11 protein-coding genes and 1 CRISPR repeat array (1 of these 12 only partly in view) are annotated in these 25,744 nt (G+C 36.9%); of the genes, 5 read left to right on the top strand and 6 right to left on the bottom strand.

What is annotated here, in order from left to right; genetic code table 11:
• A CRISPR array of direct repeats spans positions 1–10,732; the repeat unit is 30 nt; unit sequence GCTTCAATCGAACCATAGTGGAATTGAAAT (it extends 7,308 nt beyond the left edge of the window).
• Between the two features lie 965 nt (positions 10,733–11,697).
• From BM130_RS10230 to BM130_RS10205, 6 genes are all read right to left on the bottom strand, one after another.
• Positions 11,698–12,363, bottom strand: coding sequence for a hypothetical protein (locus tag BM130_RS10230; RefSeq protein WP_010526992.1), 666 nt, complete (start codon positions 12,361–12,363; stop codon positions 11,698–11,700).
• 4 nt (positions 12,364–12,367) lie between these two features.
• Complete coding sequence (locus BM130_RS10225) at positions 12,368–12,874, bottom strand: RNA polymerase sigma factor (protein ID WP_010526993.1); 507 nt, start codon at positions 12,872–12,874, stop codon at positions 12,368–12,370.
• Between the two features lie 759 nt (positions 12,875–13,633).
• Positions 13,634–13,831, bottom strand: a complete 198-nt coding sequence (locus BM130_RS10220) for a hypothetical protein (RefSeq protein ID WP_010526994.1) — start codon at positions 13,829–13,831, stop codon at positions 13,634–13,636.
• 50 nt (positions 13,832–13,881) lie between these two features.
• The gene (locus BM130_RS10215) at positions 13,882–14,592 is read right to left on the bottom strand and encodes a CPBP family intramembrane glutamic endopeptidase (RefSeq protein ID WP_010526995.1); all 711 of its coding nucleotides are present in this window, start codon (positions 14,590–14,592) and stop codon (positions 13,882–13,884) included.
• Positions 14,593–15,086: 494 nt separating this feature from the next.
• Positions 15,087–16,826, bottom strand: coding sequence for a RagB/SusD family nutrient uptake outer membrane protein (locus BM130_RS10210; RefSeq protein ID WP_010526996.1), 1,740 nt, complete (start codon positions 16,824–16,826; stop codon positions 15,087–15,089).
• A 24-nt stretch (positions 16,827–16,850) separates the two neighbouring features.
• On the bottom strand, positions 16,851–19,982 hold the full coding sequence (locus tag BM130_RS10205; protein ID WP_010526997.1) for a SusC/RagA family TonB-linked outer membrane protein: 3,132 nt from the start codon (positions 19,980–19,982) through the stop codon (positions 16,851–16,853).
• 1,022 nt (positions 19,983–21,004) lie between these two features.
• Between BM130_RS10205 and BM130_RS10195 the strand changes: the two genes are divergently transcribed.
• The 5 genes from BM130_RS10195 to csm5 are packed head-to-tail and all read left to right on the top strand — an operon-like array spanning position 21,005 to position 25,737.
• Positions 21,005–22,414, top strand: a complete 1,410-nt coding sequence (locus BM130_RS10195; protein ID WP_010526999.1) for a Cas10/Cmr2 second palm domain-containing protein — start codon at positions 21,005–21,007, stop codon at positions 22,412–22,414.
• On the top strand, positions 22,411–22,857 hold the full coding sequence (gene csm2 / locus BM130_RS10190; RefSeq protein ID WP_010527000.1) for a type III-A CRISPR-associated protein Csm2: 447 nt from the start codon (positions 22,411–22,413) through the stop codon (positions 22,855–22,857). Before BM130_RS10195 ends, csm2 begins: the two co-directional genes overlap by 4 nt.
• A 27-nt stretch (positions 22,858–22,884) precedes the next feature.
• Positions 22,885–23,604 (top strand): type III-A CRISPR-associated RAMP protein Csm3, encoded by a 720-nt coding sequence (gene csm3, locus BM130_RS10185; RefSeq protein WP_010527001.1) that lies wholly within the window; start codon positions 22,885–22,887, stop codon positions 23,602–23,604.
• Complete coding sequence (gene csm4, locus BM130_RS10180; protein ID WP_010527002.1) at positions 23,591–24,610, top strand: type III-A CRISPR-associated RAMP protein Csm4; 1,020 nt, start codon at positions 23,591–23,593, stop codon at positions 24,608–24,610. Before csm3 ends, csm4 begins: the two co-directional genes overlap by 14 nt.
• A complete protein-coding gene (csm5, locus tag BM130_RS10175) occupies positions 24,595–25,737 on the top strand; it encodes a type III-A CRISPR-associated RAMP protein Csm5 (RefSeq protein ID WP_010527003.1) in 1,143 nt (380 codons plus the stop codon). Before csm4 ends, csm5 begins: the two co-directional genes overlap by 16 nt.
• Positions 25,738–25,744: the final 7 nt, after the last annotated feature.

The following is a 25,744-nucleotide window of genomic DNA, read 5'->3' as shown; positions in this document are numbered from 1 at the left end:
ATTGAAATGCCTTTTCGATGTTGAATTGAAAAGGACATTTAAGCTTCAATCGAACCATAGTGGAATTGAAATGTTATAAAGAATTTGTTAGACACTTTATTCAAATACCGCTTCAATCGAACCATAGTGGAATTGAAATGTTTGTCCCTTAAATTTTCGTCTATCCTTTCCGGGGCTTCAATCGAACCATAGTGGAATTGAAATTCCTGCTCTAATTTCGTTTCAAGCGCTTTTATGTGCTTCAATCGAACCATAGTGGAATTGAAATGCCTAAAAGAATTTTTTTTCATTATTTCCAAATTAGCTTCAATCGAACCATAGTGGAATTGAAATTAAAACCGTCGGCGGCTATAATGTAAACCTTAAAAAGCTTCAATCGAACCATAGTGGAATTGAAATAGGAATCAACTATAATGGTAAGAACACATTACTGGGCTTCAATCGAACCATAGTGGAATTGAAATAAGTAGATGCCATCACCAAGAAATCGCATTATCCGCTTCAATCGAACCATAGTGGAATTGAAATCGAAGTACATTGACAAAGGAGAGAAAAGCGGTGTTGCTTCAATCGAACCATAGTGGAATTGAAATATCATAGGGGGGGGTTCTTGGCCGCAAAGGCCGCAAGCTTCAATCGAACCATAGTGGAATTGAAATAATAATGTTTGTCCTTTCCCAGGCTTCTGATTGTTTGCTTCAATCGAACCATAGTGGAATTGAAATGTACTTTGTTTTTGCAACATTCAATAGTATCATAATAGCTTCAATCGAACCATAGTGGAATTGAAATTGCAGACTATTGTCCGCAAGGGCTTCTCAATAGCATGTGCTTCAATCGAACCATAGTGGAATTGAAATATACATACGGACAATTCAACAAAGGCTGTATTGGGCTTCAATCGAACCATAGTGGAATTGAAATTACCGCAGGAGTACATCACAAAAAAGGATGGTTTAGCTTCAATCGAACCATAGTGGAATTGAAATTTTTAAAGCAGCAGATAATTTACCTTCTGCCGATAATTGCTTCAATCGAACCATAGTGGAATTGAAATATCATAGGGGGGGGTTCTTGGCCGCAAAGGCCGCAAGCTTCAATCGAACCATAGTGGAATTGAAATCTCAAGTTCTATTTGATGCTTGATTTCTCTATTTGCTTCAATCGAACCATAGTGGAATTGAAATACTTCTACGTCAAATGTACAGTCTAACTGCACACCTTGCTTCAATCGAACCATAGTGGAATTGAAATTGACTTCTATGCCATTTTGATTAGAAACACAGAATTGCTTCAATCGAACCATAGTGGAATTGAAATCAGCTCATCTGCTTCTGCACAATAATTTGCAAAATGCTTCAATCGAACCATAGTGGAATTGAAATAAATGAATATAATTAGGGAAAAGATTAGGATTGAGGCTTCAATCGAACCATAGTGGAATTGAAATGTTTGAAAGCCCTGCTTGGCAAAGTTATCTGCAATGCTTCAATCGAACCATAGTGGAATTGAAATTTGATACATTTTGAAATTTGTCTGTCACAAAACTCGGCTTCAATCGAACCATAGTGGAATTGAAATTTGTCTATGGCTTTGGGGTAAATGGCAAACGTAGGTTGCTTCAATCGAACCATAGTGGAATTGAAATGAGCAATTAAAATGCAACAAAATTGCGTGTTGTAGCTTCAATCGAACCATAGTGGAATTGAAATTGCAAGCAAAGGACAAAAACGTCGCAGCAATTTTGCTTCAATCGAACCATAGTGGAATTGAAATTTTGAAAACAAAGAATTATTTGAAAGTAGTCTGCTGGCTTCAATCGAACCATAGTGGAATTGAAATTGCAAGCAAAGGACAAAAACGTCGCAGCAATTTTAGCGGCTTCAATCGAACCATAGTGGAATTGAAATAACTCGCAACATTGTTACATTATTGGCCAAAAACGGTGCTTCAATCGAACCATAGTGGAATTGAAATGCAACTCTTCAATTTCTGAATAATCAGGAATGTATCGCTTCAATCGAACCATAGTGGAATTGAAATAAGTTTGCTTCTGGTGGAATTGTTGGAGGTAGTCTTTGCTTCAATCGAACCATAGTGGAATTGAAATGAAGGACGTTACAGAACACGCGTCGTCCGTCCTGAGCTTCAATCGAACCATAGTGGAATTGAAATTGCTCATATTGAAGCGAAGGGAAACGTTCGTGCCATGCTTCAATCGAACCATAGTGGAATTGAAATTCAATAAAATCTGTGGTAATATGTTTGGTAACAAGGGCTTCAATCGAACCATAGTGGAATTGAAATTGCTCACCGAATTGGCCAGAAGGATAGTGTTCAGGCTTCAATCGAACCATAGTGGAATTGAAATCATTTAGATAATTTGAAGATGTTGGACGTTTTTATGAGCTTCAATCGAACCATAGTGGAATTGAAATGTGTTATTGAAGAAATATCAGGGTTTTCGACTAATTGCTTCAATCGAACCATAGTGGAATTGAAATTTCTTTCAATTCAACTCGAGTATGGAAGGGGCAAAGGGCTTCAATCGAACCATAGTGGAATTGAAATCTTGCATTTTCGACTTCAGTTCTCCCCTTTTCAGTGCTTCAATCGAACCATAGTGGAATTGAAATTAACGTCAATAAACGGCGCACCGTCATCACTCGAAGGCTTCAATCGAACCATAGTGGAATTGAAATATTAAACGAGTATTAAAAATTGAAATCTCTGACCCGCTTCAATCGAACCATAGTGGAATTGAAATAACGGATTGGAGACAATCATTTTCGTTATACCCTGCTTCAATCGAACCATAGTGGAATTGAAATATGGTGTAACAACGGGGATACTTTGTCCATCAATTGCTTCAATCGAACCATAGTGGAATTGAAATAAAAAATTAATGGGCTGACAACTGCTCTTGAAAACCGCTTCAATCGAACCATAGTGGAATTGAAATCGAAGAAAAATGGAACAAAAAAAGGCTCGAGGCAGCTTCAATCGAACCATAGTGGAATTGAAATGTTATAAAGAATTTGTTAGACACTTTATTCAAATAGCTTCAATCGAACCATAGTGGAATTGAAATGGCGGTAGCTTTCTTGGTGGTTTACTTGGTTTCTCTGCTTCAATCGAACCATAGTGGAATTGAAATAGTAAATATTATCATAGCTTATATTGAGCTTATTCAGCTTCAATCGAACCATAGTGGAATTGAAATGAAAGAGGTAAAAAAACGAATAATGGAGAGGTGTTAGCTTCAATCGAACCATAGTGGAATTGAAATTGGTTTTGCAGGATCCTTATACTCCGCTGCCATGTAGCTTCAATCGAACCATAGTGGAATTGAAATGATCGTTAATCATTACACCTTGTGATTGATCTGGGCTTCAATCGAACCATAGTGGAATTGAAATGTGAAGAGAGATTGAGCAAGACAGGATCTTTCCCGCTTCAATCGAACCATAGTGGAATTGAAATCTATTTTTTTTCTTTTATCTCCTTCCGGCATAGGGTTTGCTTCAATCGAACCATAGTGGAATTGAAATATTCAATTTTGGCCGTAACCATCTGTACTTCTTCATATGCTTCAATCGAACCATAGTGGAATTGAAATCCGAAATGGTTGCGCAAGCATTCAAAATCGCGACAGCTTCAATCGAACCATAGTGGAATTGAAATTTATTTATTCAGGACTTAGATAAATGCAGTACTGTGCTTCAATCGAACCATAGTGGAATTGAAATATCAAATTAGTAATAACTTTGTAATAAGAACTGCAAGCTTCAATCGAACCATAGTGGAATTGAAATATAACTATTTATTTTTCGATTATAATTTGATAATGCTTCAATCGAACCATAGTGGAATTGAAATAAGGCAAACCGGCACATGAAGTTCTCCCGTTATTTAGCTTCAATCGAACCATAGTGGAATTGAAATGATGGTGCTGGTTTTGGTTCCATAGGCGCAGTAGGCTTCAATCGAACCATAGTGGAATTGAAATTAATTAATGACCTACACATAACTAATGCAGATGAGGCTTCAATCGAACCATAGTGGAATTGAAATTTGTCAGGGCAAATGCTTTCCCTTGTTTGGTTATGCTTCAATCGAACCATAGTGGAATTGAAATTTCAGGATATGTTTGCTGGTAGTAAATGACAGGAATTGCTTCAATCGAACCATAGTGGAATTGAAATGGTACAAATTGGGAAAACACTCTATTTCCCAAAAAGCTTCAATCGAACCATAGTGGAATTGAAATGACTGTCTGGATTTGGGAAAACAAGTCCCCGCTCGCTTCAATCGAACCATAGTGGAATTGAAATACATTTCCCCAATCAACAGCATTTCGTTGCCCGGTGCTTCAATCGAACCATAGTGGAATTGAAATTTTTCTGTCACCGAATTGGAAACTACGTTGAGAAAGCTTCAATCGAACCATAGTGGAATTGAAATCCAAAATCCGGTTACAGGCTTGTTGGTGTGGCAGGTGCTTCAATCGAACCATAGTGGAATTGAAATTGCATAGGTTGCGTTATTGGTTGTGTAGTCGGTTGCTGCTTCAATCGAACCATAGTGGAATTGAAATAAATAATCTTTATACTAAATTGGGTTTTTCTTTAGAGCTTCAATCGAACCATAGTGGAATTGAAATTTTGATTGGTTAAGCATGCCAGTAGAAGAAGTAAAGCTTCAATCGAACCATAGTGGAATTGAAATTTTTTTTCCTTCAATTTCACCCAAAACAGCGAATTCAGCTTCAATCGAACCATAGTGGAATTGAAATTTATACAATTTAGCGGCTTCGGCGTTAACAATTTCAAGCTTCAATCGAACCATAGTGGAATTGAAATGATAGAATGAATAAAGTGTTGATTGAAGTATTTGATGCTTCAATCGAACCATAGTGGAATTGAAATTTTAAATTTTTAAATCATATATAAAGGTTGTATGTGCTTCAATCGAACCATAGTGGAATTGAAATATTTAAGGCTTTTGTTGTAATAGGAAAATATTCTTTGCTTCAATCGAACCATAGTGGAATTGAAATATATATAGTATTTGTATTAAAATCAGTATAAATATTGCTTCAATCGAACCATAGTGGAATTGAAATATGACCACCACCAATCACTATTTATATTTTTATTGCTTCAATCGAACCATAGTGGAATTGAAATTGATAAGATAGTAAAGGAAGAAAGATTGAGACAGAGCTTCAATCGAACCATAGTGGAATTGAAATATGTGCTTGTAATGTTAAATAAATGCGGGGTGTATGCGCTTCAATCGAACCATAGTGGAATTGAAATATGGAATGGGAAGTATTTTGGTTGACCCGGGAAGCAGGCTTCAATCGAACCATAGTGGAATTGAAATCTAATGAAGAAACAGCTAAACTGGTAAGAATAATAGCTTCAATCGAACCATAGTGGAATTGAAATCTAATGAAGAAACAGCTAAACTGGTAAGAATAATGCTTCAATCGAACCATAGTGGAATTGAAATATGGAATGGGAAGTATTTTGGTTGACCCGGGAAGCAGGCTTCAATCGAACCATAGTGGAATTGAAATTTAAACAATGCGGAGAAATAGCTACCGACCAAATAGCTTCAATCGAACCATAGTGGAATTGAAATACCAGAGAATATTGAAGATTTAATTGCTGGAATTTCGCTTCAATCGAACCATAGTGGAATTGAAATATAAGAAAAGGTTTTAAAAACACCACTAATTCAAGAATGCTTCAATCGAACCATAGTGGAATTGAAATAAGAGTCAAACTTTTTACAGAGCAACGCCCAATCGCTTCAATCGAACCATAGTGGAATTGAAATATTTAAACAGCTCTTCTTTACAAATCTTGTCTTCAGCTTCAATCGAACCATAGTGGAATTGAAATTAGGTGGTGCCAAGTCTTTTTCTTCAAGGTCTGGAACGCTTCAATCGAACCATAGTGGAATTGAAATACGATTGTTTGCCGGCCTGTAAACGGTTTAACAACCGCTTCAATCGAACCATAGTGGAATTGAAATAAGGAACACCCCGTATATTTTTTGTCCCCGGCAATTGCTTCAATCGAACCATAGTGGAATTGAAATGTTTGTGCTTAAGATTTCAACTGATTTCATTTTTTTTGCTTCAATCGAACCATAGTGGAATTGAAATAGCGGCCAAAATAGTTCCTTTTTATCTGTTTCTCCTTGCTTCAATCGAACCATAGTGGAATTGAAATGGCGTAATGGAAAATATTATGAGTGCTGAAAGTTTAGCTTCAATCGAACCATAGTGGAATTGAAATTGGGTAAAAAAGCTATTTCTACGAGGATGAAAAAGAGCTTCAATCGAACCATAGTGGAATTGAAATCCGGTATTGGTGCGCTTGTGGTTGCATTAGGTTCTTTGCTTCAATCGAACCATAGTGGAATTGAAATATGGATGCCATCGGGGCTGTATTTGCTGTTATTGTCGGCTTCAATCGAACCATAGTGGAATTGAAATTTCTGTTGATTCAAGTTACCGCAAAAACGGGGTATTGCTTCAATCGAACCATAGTGGAATTGAAATATTTCCATGGGAAAAAGTAGAGATTAAACAGGAACGCTTCAATCGAACCATAGTGGAATTGAAATACGATTGTTTGCCGGCCTGTAAACGGTTTAACAACCGCTTCAATCGAACCATAGTGGAATTGAAATAAGGAACACCCCGTATATTTTTTGTCCCCGGCAATTGCTTCAATCGAACCATAGTGGAATTGAAATGTTTGTGCTTAAGATTTCAACTGATTTCATTTTTTTTGCTTCAATCGAACCATAGTGGAATTGAAATAGCGGCCAAAATAGTTCCTTTTTATCTGTTTCTCCTTGCTTCAATCGAACCATAGTGGAATTGAAATGGCGTAATGGAAAATATTATGAGTGCTGAAAGTTTAGCTTCAATCGAACCATAGTGGAATTGAAATTGGGTAAAAAAGCTATTTCTACGAGGATGAAAAAGAGCTTCAATCGAACCATAGTGGAATTGAAATCCGGTATTGGTGCGCTTGTGGTTGCATTAGGTTCTTTGCTTCAATCGAACCATAGTGGAATTGAAATATGGATGCCATCGGGGCTGTATTTGCTGTTATTGTCGGCTTCAATCGAACCATAGTGGAATTGAAATCTGTCATCAGAAGAAGTCAGGTAAATTGAGCCTTGTGCTTCAATCGAACCATAGTGGAATTGAAATTTACATCATAAGGTAGTAGTTGTGTTTTAGGTCTATTGCTTCAATCGAACCATAGTGGAATTGAAATTTGGTAGCTCTAATTTTGTTGATAACCATTTCATGCTTCAATCGAACCATAGTGGAATTGAAATTTTGGAATTAATATCGATGCTATTTCGCAACAAAGCTTCAATCGAACCATAGTGGAATTGAAATAAAGAAATAAAAGATGAAGCAGCTACGGCAGCTAGCTTCAATCGAACCATAGTGGAATTGAAATTAGACACAATAAGCCCCTCTGAAAAATTGGATGTTAGCTTCAATCGAACCATAGTGGAATTGAAATTGCTGCGGTATTGAATTATGGGCTTGTTAGAGCTTGCTTCAATCGAACCATAGTGGAATTGAAATATCATAGGGGGGGTTCTTGGCCGCAAAGGCCGCAAAAGCTTCAATCGAACCATAGTGGAATTGAAATTACCCATCGGGCAAATGCCAAATTTTAAGGCCTTTTAGCTTCAATCGAACCATAGTGGAATTGAAATAGTTGCGTTAATGCAGAAGCATAGTCTGCAGCTGCGCTTCAATCGAACCATAGTGGAATTGAAATTTAATACTATCAGCGACTTTCTTTTGCTGTTCTGGGCTTCAATCGAACCATAGTGGAATTGAAATGTTGCCACTTTTAGGGCTTTAAAAGGCCTTAAAATTGCTTCAATCGAACCATAGTGGAATTGAAATGACACAGCACAAATGGTAATTGAAATGTACAGGATTGCTTCAATCGAACCATAGTGGAATTGAAATTCTAAATCTGCACCTCTATAGGCTCTACTAACATCTGCTTCAATCGAACCATAGTGGAATTGAAATATGGCATCCATTGCCTGCTTAAGTTTATCGGAACCTGCTTCAATCGAACCATAGTGGAATTGAAATTCTTAATATGTATATAAAGGCAGCTTGCGGAAGATTGCTTCAATCGAACCATAGTGGAATTGAAATAAAAAAATAAGATATATAAGAGATTGGCTTAATGGAGCTTCAATCGAACCATAGTGGAATTGAAATTATAAAATTGTTAAAATTTTAGAATAAAAAAAATAGCTTCAATCGAACCATAGTGGAATTGAAATGTTAATTGTTTCGTGATTAGCCTTAAGCAGTAGGTGGCTTCAATCGAACCATAGTGGAATTGAAATATTAACGAAAGCAGCACACCAGGCATATCCTTTTGGCTTCAATCGAACCATAGTGGAATTGAAATGGTCAACCGAGCGGATGGATATCGGGTTGCTCTAGGCTTCAATCGAACCATAGTGGAATTGAAATATGTTCAGATCGATTAAGTAATTAAATTTCTAACCGCTTCAATCGAACCATAGTGGAATTGAAATATGTGGCAGGTCTCACGGGAAACAGAAAAGCAATAACGCTTCAATCGAACCATAGTGGAATTGAAATGGCAGAAGGAACTGTAAAGACTTCGATCAATACCGAGCTTCAATCGAACCATAGTGGAATTGAAATAAGAACATCGTTAATATTCGGGAAATTGACAGATGGCTTCAATCGAACCATAGTGGAATTGAAATTTCATTCAAAACTTACAAAGTCCTTAGACAAAGAGCTTCAATCGAACCATAGTGGAATTGAAATTAAATTTTCATGACTACTGATTTTAAAATGGTTATACAGCTTCAATCGAACCATAGTGGAATTGAAATCTGAATTAAGGTTTTTTAACAACCATTTGCAAAAATTGCTTCAATCGAACCATAGTGGAATTGAAATATAAGTGTTTGAAAGACCATCCCTTAATGCTTTCAGCTTCAATCGAACCATAGTGGAATTGAAATTCAAAATATAATTGATAGTGACGAGAAGCTTAAAGAGGCTTCAATCGAACCATAGTGGAATTGAAATAGGGAAACAGGATAGTTTTCATTGCTCCTTATTTTGCTTCAATCGAACCATAGTGGAATTGAAATTATGGAAGTTTTGAGAGCAAAAAAAGTAGGTAAAAAAAGCTTCAATCGAACCATAGTGGAATTGAAATTTCGCAGTCATTGCAGCATCAATGGCATCTTCGATAAGGCTTCAATCGAACCATAGTGGAATTGAAATGGTAAAAGCCCATACGCTCAAATCGCCGTTTAAGAGCTTCAATCGAACCATAGTGGAATTGAAATGGAAGGGAATCGTTATTTCCATCCATTTGTCGCCCTGATGCTTCAATCGAACCATAGTGGAATTGAAATTCTTCATCTGTTTCGATATCATCATTCAATTCATGCTTCAATCGAACCATAGTGGAATTGAAATTCAATAAGTATCAAGATGCTTACATAAGCGCTAAAAGCTTCAATCGAACCATAGTGGAATTGAAATGAAATGCTTAAGCGGTTTGTGAGTGGTACTTTGGCACCTGCTTCAATCGAACCATAGTGGAATTGAAATAAAATAAAGACTTTTAAAATGTTTAATATGTTGATATTGCTTCAATCGAACCATAGTGGAATTGAAATAATAGTACGCACTTATGAGCTGTTCGGAGGTTATAAGCTTCAATCGAACCATAGTGGAATTGAAATACCGCAAGGTACATCTTGAAACTTGCCTTTTTGTTGCTTCAATCGAACCATAGTGGAATTGAAATGAGGCTTTTTTAGAAGTTAAAAAAGCATGGTACGAAGGCTTCAATCGAACCATAGTGGAATTGAAATGACTCCGGCCGGTTTATTTAGCCGGAGTCGGTTTGGGCTTCAATCGAACCATAGTGGAATTGAAATAACGGTATATTTTCGAGGTTCCGAATAGTACGCAGCTTCAATCGAACCATAGTGGAATTGAAATGAAATAATCAAATTTATCAAACTTACTGAAAAATCTGCTTCAATCGAACCATAGTGGAATTGAAATAATGTCTCTTCATCATCTGAATTTTCACCTAAGTAAATGCTTCAATCGAACCATAGTGGAATTGAAATTATTATAAAAAGGAATGTTTTTATCATTATAGGTAAGGCTTCAATCGAACCATAGTGGAATTGAAATGCCTTAATGTCTTTTATATAGCGAAAAAACCAATCCGCTTCAATCGAACCATAGTGGAATTGAAATTGTATCTACGTAATATAACTTTGTTCTCGATAATAGCTTCAATCGGACCATAGTGGAATTGAAATTGACAAATACAATTCGTGCCCATAGCTCGCTAATAGCTTCAATCGGACCATAGTGGAATTGAAATTTTGAATATCGTTGGAATTAAAAGCATAAATTTTTGCTTCAATCGGACCATAGTGGAATTGAAATTATGTTAAGACAAAAATTTTTTAGGGAAAGGTATTGCTTCAATCGGACCATAGTGGAATTGAAATTACAAGGGAAAAACCAACAAAGCATTTATATATTGCTTCAATCGGACCATAGTGGAATTGAAATGGGTATGCCTCTATTAAATCATTAAGATGGACCCCAGCTTCAATCGGACCATAGTGGAATTATTACAAGTTAACCAGTGCACAGGCAGAAGGCAGAAGGGATTTTTACTGGTTAGCCCGTTAGGCCGTTAGACGATTAGGTCGTTAGGCTATTTATGCCTACTTTATTTCTATCATATATCTATTTATTTCCACCTATATCATTTTTAAAAACCGGTTTCTGACTTCTGACGTCTGGCTTCTGACTTCCTTCTTTTATCTATCCATCCAGCATCTGAAAATTTATTTTTTCTCTGCGTCATGGTGTCTCTGCGTTTTTTGAGTCTATCGGACCATAGTGGAATTGTTACAAATTAACCAGTGCACAGGCAGAAGGCAGAAGGAATTTTTACTGGTTAGCCCGTTAGGCGTTAGACGATTAGGTCGTTAGGCTATTTATGCCTACTTTATTTCTATCATATATCTATTTATTTCCACTTATATCATTTTTAAAAACCGGTTTCTGACTTTTGACGTCTGGCTTCTGACTTCCTTCTTTTATCTATCCATCCAGCATCTGAAAATTTATTTTTTTCTCTGCGTCATGGCGTCTCTGCGTTTTTTGAGACTATCGGACCATTGTGGAATTATTACAAGTTAACCCGTGCACAGGCAGGAGGCAGAAGGGATTTTTACTGGTTAGCCCGTTAGGCCGTTAGACGATTAAGTCGTTAGGATATTTATGCCTACTTTATTTCTATCATATATCTATTTATTTCCACCTATATCATTTTTAAAAACCGGTTTCTGACTTCTGACGTCTGGCTTCTGACTTCCTTCTTTTATCTAACCATCCAGCACCTGAAAATTTATTTTTTCTCTGCGTCATGGCGTCTCTGCGTTTTTTGAGTCTATCGGACCATAGTGGAATTGTTACAAATTAACCAGTTCACAGGCAGAAGGCAGAAGGGATTTTTACTGGTTAGTGGTCAGTTGCTCCGGAATATCCAATAGTTAAAAAAGATGACTTAGTACCCCAAAACAATACAAGGTTCAATATTTATTTTTAAACTCCTCAATATCGGATAAAAAATCCAAAGCCTTCATTGTTTCTGTTCCGGTAAATAATCTTATGGTTTTTCTCACCCATTTTATGTGCAGATTTTTATACGATAATTTATTAAAGAGCCAAACCAGTGGAATTATCAGAAGGAAGTTGAGCACTAAATATCTAACCACAAAATCATGGTCTAAATAAACATATATATCAATCCCCCCAAAAAAGTCAAGTCCGACAATTGCATACGACCACCAAACCGGCACTGAAAGAAAAATTAATTTGCCAAATAATAATCCATGAGAATTTACCAGCTCTATCTTTTTTCTGATCTCAATAATTGGTTTTGAAAAGTCGATTTGTTGCAATAATACAACCTGCCCTATACTACCCACTAATGCAATCAAAGAGAAAACATGAAGGATAAATCCACTAATTACCAAATGAGTTTGCTCCCAATTATTAGCGATATACCGCCCTAAAAAAATGGCTAAGAAACTAAATATCACAACCTCATAAATTCTGGATCTAAGAATTTTCTTTGTGCTGTTTTGAGTTTTTTTAAGCTGTAACTCATTCATAGGTGATAAATTTAATTGGAGTGTTTTATCCAATTTATTATCGTAGGCTTTCATAATTTTATTTAATTCAACTGCGTCCATTACCTTAAATTTTTTTAAATTCCTTTTTTAATTTCAGTTTAAGTCTACTGATTTTTGTTGCCACATTGGTTTTTGATATCCCCAAAATTTCTGCTATCTCATCGTACGTTTTTTCTTCCAAATACAACAACATCAGAGCCTTATTCAATTCATTCAGTTTATTAATGTATTCTTGTAACAATTTAATATTTTGATCTAATTCTGTTTTGTTGTCATTTTGATCTTCTATAGTATAGATAGAGTCCTGGTTATAAAAATCATTTATAACCAACCATTTTTTCTCTTTCCTGTAAAAGGAAATTGCAACATTAAGTGCAATTCGATACATCCAGGTAGAATATTTGTATTCAGCATTATATTTGTCAAATGAGTTCCATAACTGAATAATGATCTCTTGCTCCAAATCCTTTCTGTCTTCTTTATTCTTGCAATAGGAATTGACCACTTTATAGATAATCTTTTTATGCGTATCTATTGTGGATAGGAATTCTTCTTTTTTGTTTTCCTTCATTGGGGACATATTCTGTAATTATTCATTCGTATATAATTTATTTAACTCATTGGCCGAATGGAACTCGCATGACAAAGAGTTTGATACATTCTCTTTTGTGAAAATCTCTCATTGTCATGCTCGTTTCATCCGTATAAAATTTATCTAAGTTATTGGCCGGATGGAACTCGCATGACTTAAGTTTATACATGTTCTTATTGTGGAAAACCTTCTTGCCATGCTCGTTTCATCCGTATTAAGATTACTTACTTCATTGATATATTGCTTCTTATAAGTAGTCGTTAGTGGTTAGTCGTTAGTTATTTAATACTAACCAATTGTTTACTAATGACTAATCACTTCTTCTGCCTTCTGCCTGTGTTGTTTTACATGCTCTTTTGTGGCAAAAGCCGCCATGCTCGTTTCATTGAATAAATTTAAATGTTTAGTTTATTATTCGCAGAAATATTGAAAAATCACACTTTGCATGCATATTTTTTTCGGGAGTGGTTTCCCAGACACGAAAGACTGTGACTGAAGGCATTCGTAATTATATCCATACCTTGAGTTGCATTTATTTACCGTAGAATGACCATGTGCACAATACATGCCTTAAAAAGGATGTATGGTGCACCTATTAATAACAAATAGAATCATATTAGTGGTCACCTGAATTTAGGATATTGGCTTTTCCCTGGAGAATATATGTGCGTATATAACTTCTGTTTTGGTAAAAAAATGTTTTCTTCGTTTAATGAAAAAAGACAAAAGCAAACCCGTTTAAGTCATTCCAAGGGCCACTGTAAATGCAAAAGTCGCACCTTCAATTGTTGCCAGATGTTGTTGTGTAACTTCCGGTTTCTCTACACGCTCAAGACATTTGACATATTTGGCGCCCATTAATCCAATAAATAAAGAAGTCCCCAAAGCGGCAGCAATTTGTTGTGAGGTGATTAAAATGGCAACACTGTGAGCCATATATTTCTTAGGCAGTTGATTTAACGAATTTGTTTGCAAAGAAGTGATAATCAGAGCGCTTCCATTTGGTATATGCTAATGAAAGAAATGGTATCTATTATTCCGTGCATGAGCATTACGGGCCAAAGCCTTCTTCCATTAATGATAAAAGCCAACCCAAAAATAAAACCAACGCTTCCGGTAATCAAGATACCGGTAATGCCTTGATAGGCATGAATGAGGCCAAAGATGACAGAACTAATAACCACAGAAGCCCACATCGACCATTTAGTGCTGCCTAACAATTTGTTGATTGCATTAAGCAAGAATCCCCGAAAAATGAGTTCTTCCAAAAAAGCGGCAGTAATCCATACTACCACCAGGGCGATGACAAGCCCTTGCATATTTCCTTTTAAACTCATCAAATGAGAAACATTTGGTCGGTCACCAAGCTTAACGATTTCAGGCGAAACATAGCGGGCAAACAACTGAAAAGCAACATATAATCCAACAAACACAAGAATTGGTTGCCACCAATTTTGGGGTTTTCCCAGTCCCAAATCACGCCATTTTAAATTTGCATACTTTTTATAACCTATAACAATTAATGTCATCAAGGTGAAATTGGAAATCATAAGCCAAAACCCTAAGCTATCATAGGCCGTGATATCGGTCAAATGCCGGTCGATGAATATGCTGATTATGTAATTGACCGTTAACAATAATAATATGGTAAGGCTAAGAACCAGCTTATTCTCTTTTGTTTGAAGTGCTGTTTTCATCGTAATACAATCATTATGGTTATCAAATTAGCCGAACTGTATAGTGGGATAAAAAGTACCACCCTACTAAGCTGATTAATATTTATCTGCTGTTAAATTTGCCTCTCTTTTTGCGTTTACATTTTTTAACAAAAGAGCCACAAAGATAATTTTTTCTGTGAATGTATTTATTCTTCAACCAAACTTCGTATGACAAAAAAGTGAGCAATCAGAACCTGTCAAGGGTATATAAACGGCTTCGTGCCTCAGCCGCCCTTGAGAGACCCATAGTGCTCACTGAATAGTATTTTGGATTTTGGGTTCAAAAAAAGAAAAAATGTCTATTTTATAGCTGTCCTATAAAGGATAAGTCTAAAAGTTTACACATGATGGAAAATTTATAGATTTTTTCTTGTGACAAGCTTAAATTGGTTATGCTTGTTTCCTTCGTAAAAAAAGAGTGCTGCCCATAAGTTTGAGCAGCACTCCTTTAAAAAATAAGCTAATTTAGTCCCTTAGTTAGTCCATCCAGGATAGAGCCCTTCACCATTTTTGTAGCCATCATTCTGTTCTAATAGGCCTTCAGAGAGGTCAATTTGCTTTTGAGGGATTGGGAAAAATCCTTTAGTAGCGTCGTAACGGGCACTGTAACCATCGGGATGTAAGGCGCTATGCGTATCTGGTTGACCAAAATTATAGACAGGAACACCATTTTGAAGTTCAAGAGCTTGTTTGGTATAATCATCTCCCCAGCGTCGCATATCGTTCCATCTTAATCCTTCAAATGCAAATTCATATCGACGTTCCTTTTGAAGATTCTCTAATGAATAACTTACAGGCGGCAAACCTGCACGGGCTCTCACTTCATTCATGTAAAAAGCATCTTCCTTAAGTTCCGATAACATCAAAAGGACGTCAGCGAATCTAATAAATACTAAATCATCATTGTGAGACAATTGATTATTGTTATTGTTTCCATAAAGAACTACAGTATAATCGTGTTTGAGTTCTCCGTCGCTGCCTCTAGCTGTCACACCGTTATATTTTTTCCCCCAATAATTGCTTTCTAAAACAAAGTCCCAAGCACCTCTTTGGTAACCTAAAGGAATTACTTCCTCTTCAATATTCATAATGGAAGCCCCAAATCTTGGATCATTGGGTTCATCAGCAATCCATTGATCAACAAGACTTTTAGGAACAGAGTTTCCTTGTCCCCATCCACCCGCAAATGGGTATGTGTTTTCCAAGGATTGCAAGCCACGCAAGGCAAAATATAATTGATATTGGTTTGAATACCCTCTTTTAACACCCCAATCGGAGAAAAAAGAAAATTTTAAGGCAAACACGGTTTCGGGATTTCGGCCATTTTCATTGGCGTATGAAAGACTCTTTCCTGTTTCGGCCATATAATTTTGGATATATTCATAATCATCAATAGTAGCAGAGTTGGTATATGGCCAAAGTTCATGAAAATCGTTAACTAAAGAATGCCCGCTATTCTCATAACAATCTTCTAACCAACCTATTACATCCTGCTTAGTAACTTTGCCACCATCAGGTAAATCGATCGATTCCTGGTTATAAAACCCGGTATAAAAAAGGAAAATTCTTCCCATCAGAGCCTCAGCAGCCCATCGGGTTACACGTCCTGCCTCAATTTGATCATAAGAGAGCTTAGGCATAATATCAATTGCAGTTTTTAAATCTAAAGCCATTTGTCCGTATAGAGTTGCAGCAGAAGCTTTGGGTAAATTCCCCGCTTCGGTAGAAATTTTAAGAGGTACTTCGCCAAAGAGGGTTGCCAATTGATAATGAAACCAAGCTCTTAAAAATAAAGCTTCACCTTTATACTGATTTTTCATGGTCTGATCAATAACTTCCTCAGCCAGCTTATCGAGATTTTCCAGGGCATAATTTGCTCTGTAAATTCCTTCATAGGCTTGTTCCCAAGCATGGTCAAGCATTTCCGGATCAGAATACTGAAAAGTTTCATATGATTGTGCCTTAGTATCATTGACACCTCCACCACCCAATTTATCATCACTGGCAATTTCGCAAACAAAGAAATAGCTTTTGTCTGCAAATCTTTGGGCATTGTTCATTGTGGTATAAATACCAGCCATCATTTGTTTAACGTCCTCTTCAGTTTGAGGCCAGTTGGCTGAAGTTTTTTGAGTTAGAGGTTCTTGATCCAAAAAGTCCTCACATCCCAATAATAGTAGTCCTAGAAATGATATATATATAATTTTTTTCATAACTATTGCTTTTAGATTACCGTTTTAGAATTTTATGTTAACACCGAATAAGAAAGTACGAGGAGAGGGATAAAACCCAAGGTCAATTCCTGAGACAAAAGGCTCATCATCACCATATCCTACTTCTGGGTCCATACCAGAGTAATCGGTAAAAGTCCATAAATTACGTGCAGCTAAATAGAGTCGAACTTGCCCCAAGGGAATGTCAGTGATTAATTTTTTGAAATCATACCCAAGAGTTACATTGGAAATTTTAATGAAATCACCATCTTCAATGTAAATTTCTGAGATATTAATTCTGTTAGTACCATTCCCAGCGGTCAGACGAGGAAAGGAATTGGAGGTTCCTTCTCCATGCCACCTATTTAAAATTTCTGTTGTGTAGTTGCGAAATTCATTATCAGCGAATGATCGATACGATTTCAGAATCTGATGACCGAATGCGCCTTTACCGCTAAAAGAGAAATCTAATCCTTTATAATTTAAACTGAATCCAAAACCGATTCTAATGTCGGGATGAGGATTCCCTATCATGGTTTTGTCATCTGGGGTAACTGCACCATCGCCATTCGTATCCAAGAAAATAACATCACCAGGTTGAGGATTTTCTTGAAGAAATCCGTGAGTCCAATTATCAATTTGTTGTTGGTTTTGAAAAATCCCTGCAGTTTTATAACCGTAAAAATATCCGACCGGATAGCCTGTTTCAACTCTCCAAACAGGATCAGTCCCCTGAGAAATTATATTTGCCTCACTGGCAATATAACCAGAGGCGTTTCCTAACTTAGTGACCTCATTGTCATTATGAGAAAAGTTAAAATGTGCACTGTAATCAATTGGACCCAAAGTATCATTCCAGCGTAAAGAGAACTCAAATCCCTTATTTACAATATCTCCCCCGTTTACATAAGCTGGCGCTGGTCCATCTGAATCAAGAATTGGCGGTTCAACTAACCAGTCTTTGGTTGTTTTCTTATAATAATCAAACGTAAGTTGAAGTTTTGATTTTAAAAAATAGGCGTCAAGACCTATATCGACTTGTTCTGATGTTTCCCAAGTAACGTCAGGATTGGGAAGAATGGCAGGATACCCCCCTAATTGTTGCTGAGTTTTGTCTAAACCAAAAGTATAATTATTTTCATCATCAAAACCAATAATACTTAAATACTGGAATGATTCGATATCATGATTTCCGTTCTGCCCCCAACTACCTCTCAATTTAAGAAAATCAAAAAAGTCCAAATCTTTAATAAAATCTTCTTCAGATAATACCCATCCCGCAGAAATAGAAGGGAAATATCCCCACCGATTACCTTTTGCGAAGTTAGACGAGCCATCAGCTCTCATCACAAAAGTGAGCAAATATTTTTCATTAAAGTCATAGTTAACTCTTCCGAAAAATGAAGCTAAAGAACCTCGATTGTCAAATGGCCCTCCAGACAAACTTGTGACCCCTGTAGTTAACCCATCAGTTGTATCGATATAAGCATTTTTATAACTTTCAAAAGTAGGGTTGGCATTAATTGTTTCCATCTCTTCACCCAGACCCCATTTTTCAGCGGACTGACCAATTAAAATATCAAAGGAATTAAATCCTAAATCAAACGAGTAATTCAAAGTATTTTCAAAAGTCCAGTCATGTCCATTTCCTGAGGATTGAGTAATACGTCCCGGGCTTAGAGTAACATCACCAGCCAAATTATATTCAGGTTGAAAACTGCGATATCGGCTGGAATTCATTTTAAAACCATAACTACTTCTGAAAATTAATTTTGGAATTGGTTGAATTTCTATAAATGCATTGCTATTAATATTATAAGTGGTAGTTTCATTCATTCCCCTATTTAGATGCATTTGAGCTAATGGGTTATAAATTCTAGATGAAAGAGAAGACAATCCTGCTTGATCCAAGTCATCACTAGCAAAATACTCACCATCATCATTATACACCGGGACCAAAGGATTCCCTACCAACATATTTCGAATATCGTTCCAATACATTCCCCCTACTGCGATCCCAGACCTTTCTCGCGAACTAAAGTTTAGAGTTTCGCCAATACGTATAATATTTTGGCCGTTTTTTTCCAAAATAACATGGTTACTATTCAACCTAAAGGTGTATTTATCATGATGAGGTTCAACGGGTTTTCCAAAAACACCTTCCTGAGAGGCATAAGAGAAGCCTAATGAAAAAACAGATTGATCGGAACCTCCGGAAATACTAATGGCATGGTTTTGAATTGGGGCATTTTTATTATAGGTCTCTTTAAGCCAATTTGTTCCATTCCATGTTCCACTTTGAAGTTTTTGATACAATTCAGGAATAATGCTTGCAAAATCAATTGGTTCCTTTCCAGAGACAACTCTTTCTTCATTATAAATTTCCATGAATTGTTTGGCATTTAGAGGTTCAACCATATTTTCTATATCCTGAAAGCCAAAGTACCCGTCATAGGAAACTTCCATTTTACCTTTCTTCCCTTGTTTAGTAGTTACCAGAATCACACCATTAGCAGCCCGGGCTCCATAAATAGCGGCAGAAGCAGCATCTTTTAAAACATCAATAGACTCAATGTCAGCGGGATTTAAATTATTAATATCGCCACCCGCTACACCATCAATAACATACAAAGGGGCAGAGTTTCCAATCGTCCCAAGCCCTCGAATATTAACTTTAAATCCTTCGCCGGGCATACCAGAACTTTGTATAATATTAACTCCGGGAGATTGACTTTGGATAGCTTCCAGTGGCTCACTAGTCTTTTGACTTTGGAGGTCATCCCCACTAATATTTAAATTAGCACCTGTTGTCAGTTTTTTCTTTTGAACACCATACCCAATTACTACTACTTCTTCCAAGTCGGTTAGTGCCTCTTCCAAAATAACATCTATTTTATCTTGGCCTCCGACCAAGATTTCCTGAGTTTCCATACCTACAAAAGAAAATACCAAGATTGACTGCTCCCCTGAAACTTGGATACGATAATTACCATTCACATCAGTAATCACACCGTTTTGGGTTCCCTTTTCATGCACAGTAGCCCCCGGAATAGGCAAGCCACTAGTGTCACTTACTCGCCCGTTCACCGTTACTTGCGCTATAACGGCGATTGTTTGACACAATCCTAGAATAAAAAACAAAACTGTTTTTTTCATAATGGTTTAGTTTAAAGTTGATTTAACAATAGAACACATTGATTTTTAAAAAAAGACTTTATTTACTGTTCTGTTCTATTAAGGGTAACACAAATAGCAATAATTGAAATTATTATTACTCAGCACAGAAATCAATTACAATAAAAACATACTGCTATTCAATAAAAAAAATAGAAATTACAAAATGCCACCATTAAAACGATTAGCCTATAAGTGATTCAAAAAAAGACTTAATAAGTTAAAATGTTAAAATTTTCTCCTTGTCTTTTTCATAACAAATTAGTTTAAAGTCAATTTAAGTATTTCACCCTTTATGTTTTGACTCTGAACGTAACATTATAATAAGAAGATTAAAACTTATTCACTGTTCTTTTTTGTTTATGCAAACAATTTTTTTTTAGATCAATTTGTAAAATGTCAACATTTGATCGATTCGCCCAGCAATATTTCTTTCCAATAGCTTCATCAACCTGTTTTCAACATTTTTTGCCATTTTCCCCATAATTGGATTGTTTAAAGTGAAATTAAATTCTGCCCTATTATGTTTTGGTTTAAGTGTATAAATTATAAGATCAAGGTTTGATTTCATTTGCTGTTCTGTTCTATTATGCCACAAATATAAAAAGAGTTTTTAATTTTGTCAATTATTTTCAAATTTTAATAATAAACCCAAATTCTTGTTCCAACAAAAATGTAAAACAAAGCTTTATAAACACTGTACTAAAAAATAAAATCTAATCAACCGACACCCCTCTAAAAAACTCATTTAAAAAGGTTTGAATATTTTTTTCTAATAAAATTTGATTTATACAACTTTGGGCACCTGAAAATTCATTTTTTTATCTCTTTATTGTTAAACACTGAACCTTCCTTGTTTTTAACTTCTTTTAACCAAATTTCAGCTTCACCGATTGAAAAAAAACAACATTTTTTTTAATTTTCATCTCATAAAACTCCTAAAGGATTTTATTTCTAAAAAGAACGCCAACAACTGATTCCAGTAATAACCGAAAATCAAAAATATGACACAAGGACCTTTCGTAATAATCAAAGGTGATGTGACGGGTATTCAGAATTACATTTTCACGGTAAAGACTGATGGGGCTGCTCAACAACTCAAACTGCGGTCGCAAGAGGTAAAGAAACGAACTGACGAGCTTAGCCGGGAAATTGCACAATCACTGAATGGAACACACCTCATGAGCGGGGGTGGCTACTTTTTATTAAAAGCCCCCAAACCGGCCGATTGGGAAACGCAATGGCTAGCGTTACGGAAAAGATATGAAACCAAAGAACGGGCAGGACGATTGAACCTGGTGCTCTCATACATAGATGTGAAAAATGCAGAGGATTTAAACAGCAATTACACAACAATAAGAAGTAACCTGGAAAAACAAGCAGGGATCGACAAGCTTCGTCAAGGCAGTGCTATCGACGATTTTTTTCAGCCTTACGATCCACCTGTTCCCAAAACCTCTTCCAACATTCGTCCTGAAGATGTCCCTACATGGGACGACTGCCAGGAGCAGCCCGATGAAGGTATCCCGCCCCGGAATGGAATTATTGACTTTGACCATTTGGCAGAGTTCGCAAAGCAACGTACCGGCAGCAATTTGTTGGGCGCCCTGAAACTTGATGTAGACAACCTTGGAGATCACTTCAAAGATTTAACATCGCGGGAGGCTTCTGATAAACTAGCCACACATCTCAATAAATTCTTCGGCACCGAACTAAGAAGACTTCGGGAAGAAGGTTCTTTTAAACATAATGACTCATCCTATCGGTATAAAGATAACATCTATCTGGTATTTGCCGGTGGGGATGACACTTTTTTATTGGGAGGATTCGATGCCGTGCTTGAATTTACCGAAGTGCTTCACAAAAAATTTAAAGACTTTTCTGATCTATTGATGAAAGAGATTACGCAACTTAAAAAAAACATCACCTTCTCGGCATCATTAATATTTTTTAATCCCTCGTTCCCGGTATTAAAAATGGCAGACATTGCAGAACAACATTTGAGTGATGCTAAAGAAGCTTCGCCGGAGAAAAACAGAATTGCTGTTATGGGGGAAGTTTTTACATGGGAAGAATTCCTTTGTATGAAATCTATCTCAAATCAACTGGATGATTTGGTACGGAATCGTAAAGAAAGCAAGGCTATCATTTCGCGAATTCGGGAGAGTCACAAAGGATATGCCGCCGCCGTGCGCAATGTTGATAAGGGTCGACTAGAGCTGCCCCGTGTATGGCGATTATTTTATTTTATCCGAAATGTCAAAAAACAAAATCGCTACATAGTTGAAAGGCTGATATCCGAATATGAATCTTTAATCCTGAATGCTTTTATCAATAAACAGCAAGGAAACCCCATGATGTTTCCCGTTGCTGCCCGAATAGCTGAGTATAAACTTAAAAATCATCAATCATGAATAGTCACCACCAAAGAAAAGCTAAAACAAAGAACCAAAAAAAGAGCGACGAAGAACTATTAAAAGCCATCAAGGAGGAAGATTTTCATGATTACCCTGACTGTTTGCTCTCTTTTACCAAAGGCGATAGTCCCGAAAAAAAGAAACAAACCATCGATGAATTAAAAGAATTTGTCAGAAAAAATGGGAAAAAAGTCAGTGCCTCGCAGGTTCGAAATCTGTATGCCAGGGCAAGAGCTGCAAAAAACGAAGTTCAACTGCAACTGCTACGCCCTCAAATAGCCTATATGCTGGCCCGTCAAGACTCATCAAATTCAAATGAGACCAAAAAATTTTTCCTTCTTCCGGATGATCTCATCGGTAAAGGTATTTCTTTATCGGAGTTTCTGAAGGTTTTCGAAGCCATCGTAGCTTATCATAAAGTTTATGGAGAAAAAAACTAATATCACAATCTTCTAAATCCTAAAATCATGAACCTAACAGGAAAAATCATCATAAGCGGAAAAATTGAGCTCATCACAGGATTACATGTTGGCGGTTCATCCTCGGTGAGCGACATTGGAGGCATCGATAACAATGTTATTAAGACCGTGCCCCTGAAATCCGATTTTGAGGGCATTCCCTATATTCCGGGCAGTTCATTGAAAGGCAAATTAAGAACCTTGCTGGCACGGGAATATGGCTATAAAAGCATTGAAGACGATGAAGAGCCCATAACCACCCTTTTCGGCAGCACCAATATCGATGGGATAGCCCGGCTCATTTTCACCGACGCCATGCTCGACACTGAAGCTTTCCGGCAAACCTTTAACCAGGAAGAGATGGAAATGCCTTGGACCGAAACCAAGTGGGAAAACAAAATTGACCGAATAAAAGGTAGTGCCAAAGATCCGCGACAAATGGAACGTGTTCCGGCCGGTGCTCAATTTAATTTCACAATTATATATGACCTTTATAACGATGACAAAGAAAGGGAGCATTTGAATGAATTAATGAAAGCGTTTCGGTTGCTTGAAGACGACTATCTTGGCGGGAGCGGCACCAGAGGCTATGGCAGAGTTTGTTTTAAAGACATCGTTATAAAGCGCCGGACCATTAACGATTACTACAAACAAAACCCCCAAAGCAGGATAGAACAAGACATCACTAGTGAATATTGGATAAATGCCCACCAAGATGAAAATCGTTGAACTGATTACCTTGCCCGGCAATCAATATCATTTTGGAGAAATATTGCCCCAGGCGGAAGAACAGCATATGAATGTGGTGACGCCTCACCCGTCGTCGGACCTTCTCTTTTCTGCCATGGTCAATATTTGGCAAAAAGTGTATGGAGATGCCACACAATTAATTAATAGCTTTGAAACCGACCTTATTAGGCTCTCTTCGGCATTTTTCTTTATTGGCAACAAAGAACAAAAACGCCTCCGCTTTTTACCCAAGCCAGTAGTAGCCAACCTAAAATCAACCGATCAACACAAAAAACTTAAAAGGATTGCTTATGTATCAGAAGCCATCATCAATCAAGGTGTTCTTCCCGACCAATGGTTTAATCCTGACTGCTGCACGCTACTAGAGGGAAACTTGCTCTGTTTAAATGAGGAATTGTCACATATTAAGGTGGATAAAATATCGGTTTACAAAGAAGTTACAATACCAAAAGTAAAGGTTCATACCCTCGAAAAAGAAAACCGCCTTTACAGCCAATCCAATATTCTATTTCCACCGGAGGAGGATAGCCAAATTGAAAAAGGCTACTATTTTTACCTGGAAGAAAATCTTCCGCCTGATGAGCAGGAAAAGTTTATGGCAGTCTTAAACCTTATGGCCGATGAAGGTCTTGGTGGCGACAGATCTTCGGGATGCGGATTATTCAAAGAAGTTAGAATAACGGAAGCACCGGCTTTAACGGAAACATCGGACTATTATCTTTCGCTATCATTGATAAATCCGGCGAAGGAGGAACAACATGCTTTTCTCTACTATCCCATTGTTACTCGTGGTGGGCGGCGCATCAACAGCCATCAGCGACTAAAAATGGTAAACATGGTTGGCGAGGGAGCCATCCTTTCACAGAAGATTGCAGGTAGAATCGTAGATATTTCACCCAACAATGATGGCAGGTATAAACGATACGGAAAGGCGTTTCTTTATCCATTAAACACAAACATTGAACAATTATGGAAAGAAGTGTAGAACACCTGAAGATAGAAACCATAACACCTGTTTCGATAGGTACGGGTGAGGTATGGTCGCCCATCACCGATTATTTTGTTGAAGAAAAAATGCTCTACCGAATCGACAAGGAAAAATTTCAAAACCTGCTTAATAGTAAAAGCAAAATTGACACTTTTTCAAAATATGTTTCCCGATCGGTGAATGAATCTGGCACAGGTACCACCATTCAGCTTAACCGATTTATCGAAACAGAACTGGGAACTTCACCTCATGATCTAACTAAAGATGCCATACCCTACCCCAACATGGAGAGTGGAAAAGAGCAGGTGAACTGTTGCTATCAATTAAATGGTTCGCCGATAATTCCAGGCTCTTCAATTAAAGGGGCAATTAAAACCGCACTCTTTTACCACTGGCTTAGAAAAACCCCCGAAGGTAAGGCAACACTGGATGCTATTATCCGCAACCTTGTTCCCAGGTACAATGAAAAATGGTTTAGACAGGAATATCCTAAAAAGGTAGAAAAAAATTTCCTTACAAAAGTAGACCAAAACGGTCGGGCTATTTTTTCAGATTTAGGTATTAGCGATACCCACCCTTTCGATAAGCAATCGCGTGTAATACTCAAAACCGAACGTATACACCTGACCAAACCCCAATATAACGGTGTGCCGCAGGTAAAAATGTGCATCAACAAAAGTTCTTTTTCGGAACTAACTTATAAATCCTCTCGTTGGACACCGGATATCGACTTCTTTCAAAAAATGAATGTATTTGCATATAACACAATATTAACAGAACAAGAAATATTATATAACCATTCAAATGGTGTATCAATTTCAATAAAAAAAGGGCTTAACACCTTTTACGATCAAATGACGAACGAAATTGACCGTATGGAGAAAACCGGTGAAAAAGCATTTTTCTTGCGAATTGGCTCCGGCAAAAGCTATTTCGACAACACCATAGCTATGGCTATTTATGAAAAGGATGAAAATGCATTCAAATCACTTTGTAAAATGTACCAGCTGGGCAAAGCACCAAATGAACACGAATATAGAATTAAAGAACCTTTTCCCATTACCCGATCAATAATTACCGACATGAATGAGCCTCTGGGATGGGTGAAAATTTCCATTAAATAATTTTTTT

The sequence above is a fragment of the Thermophagus xiamenensis genome (assembly GCF_900112795.1).
In the GTDB taxonomy this organism is placed as follows: Bacteria; Bacteroidota; Bacteroidia; order Bacteroidales; family Marinilabiliaceae; genus Thermophagus; species Thermophagus xiamenensis.
The sequence above is the reverse complement of the archived record's forward strand: the minus strand, read 5'-3'. Positions and strand labels throughout refer to the sequence as shown.

What these genes read in the sequence shown, in the direction of transcription:
- csm3 (WP_010527001.1), top strand. Translation starts at nt 22,885, where the DNA reads ATGAACCTAACAGGAAAAATCATCATAAGCGGAAAAATTGAGCTCATC.
- csm5 (WP_010527003.1), top strand. Translation starts at nt 24,595, where the DNA reads ATGGAAAGAAGTGTAGAACACCTGAAGATAGAAACCATAACACCTGTT.
- csm2 (WP_010527000.1), top strand. Translation starts at nt 22,411, where the DNA reads ATGAATAGTCACCACCAAAGAAAAGCTAAAACAAAGAACCAAAAAAAG.
- BM130_RS10215 (WP_010526995.1), bottom strand. Translation starts at nt 14,592, where the DNA reads ATGAAAACAGCACTTCAAACAAAAGAGAATAAGCTGGTTCTTAGCCTT.
- csm4 (WP_010527002.1), top strand. Translation starts at nt 23,591, where the DNA reads ATGAAAATCGTTGAACTGATTACCTTGCCCGGCAATCAATATCATTTT.
- BM130_RS10225 (WP_010526993.1), bottom strand. Translation starts at nt 12,874, where the DNA reads ATGAAGGAAAACAAAAAAGAAGAATTCCTATCCACAATAGATACGCAT.
- BM130_RS10220 (WP_010526994.1), bottom strand. Translation starts at nt 13,831, where the DNA reads ATGGCTCACAGTGTTGCCATTTTAATCACCTCACAACAAATTGCTGCC.
- BM130_RS10195 (WP_010526999.1), top strand. Translation starts at nt 21,005, where the DNA reads ATGACACAAGGACCTTTCGTAATAATCAAAGGTGATGTGACGGGTATT.
- BM130_RS10205 (WP_010526997.1), bottom strand. Translation starts at nt 19,982, where the DNA reads ATGAAAAAAACAGTTTTGTTTTTTATTCTAGGATTGTGTCAAACAATC.
- BM130_RS10230 (WP_010526992.1), bottom strand. Translation starts at nt 12,363, where the DNA reads ATGGACGCAGTTGAATTAAATAAAATTATGAAAGCCTACGATAATAAA.
- BM130_RS10210 (WP_010526996.1), bottom strand. Translation starts at nt 16,826, where the DNA reads ATGAAAAAAATTATATATATATCATTTCTAGGACTACTATTATTGGGA.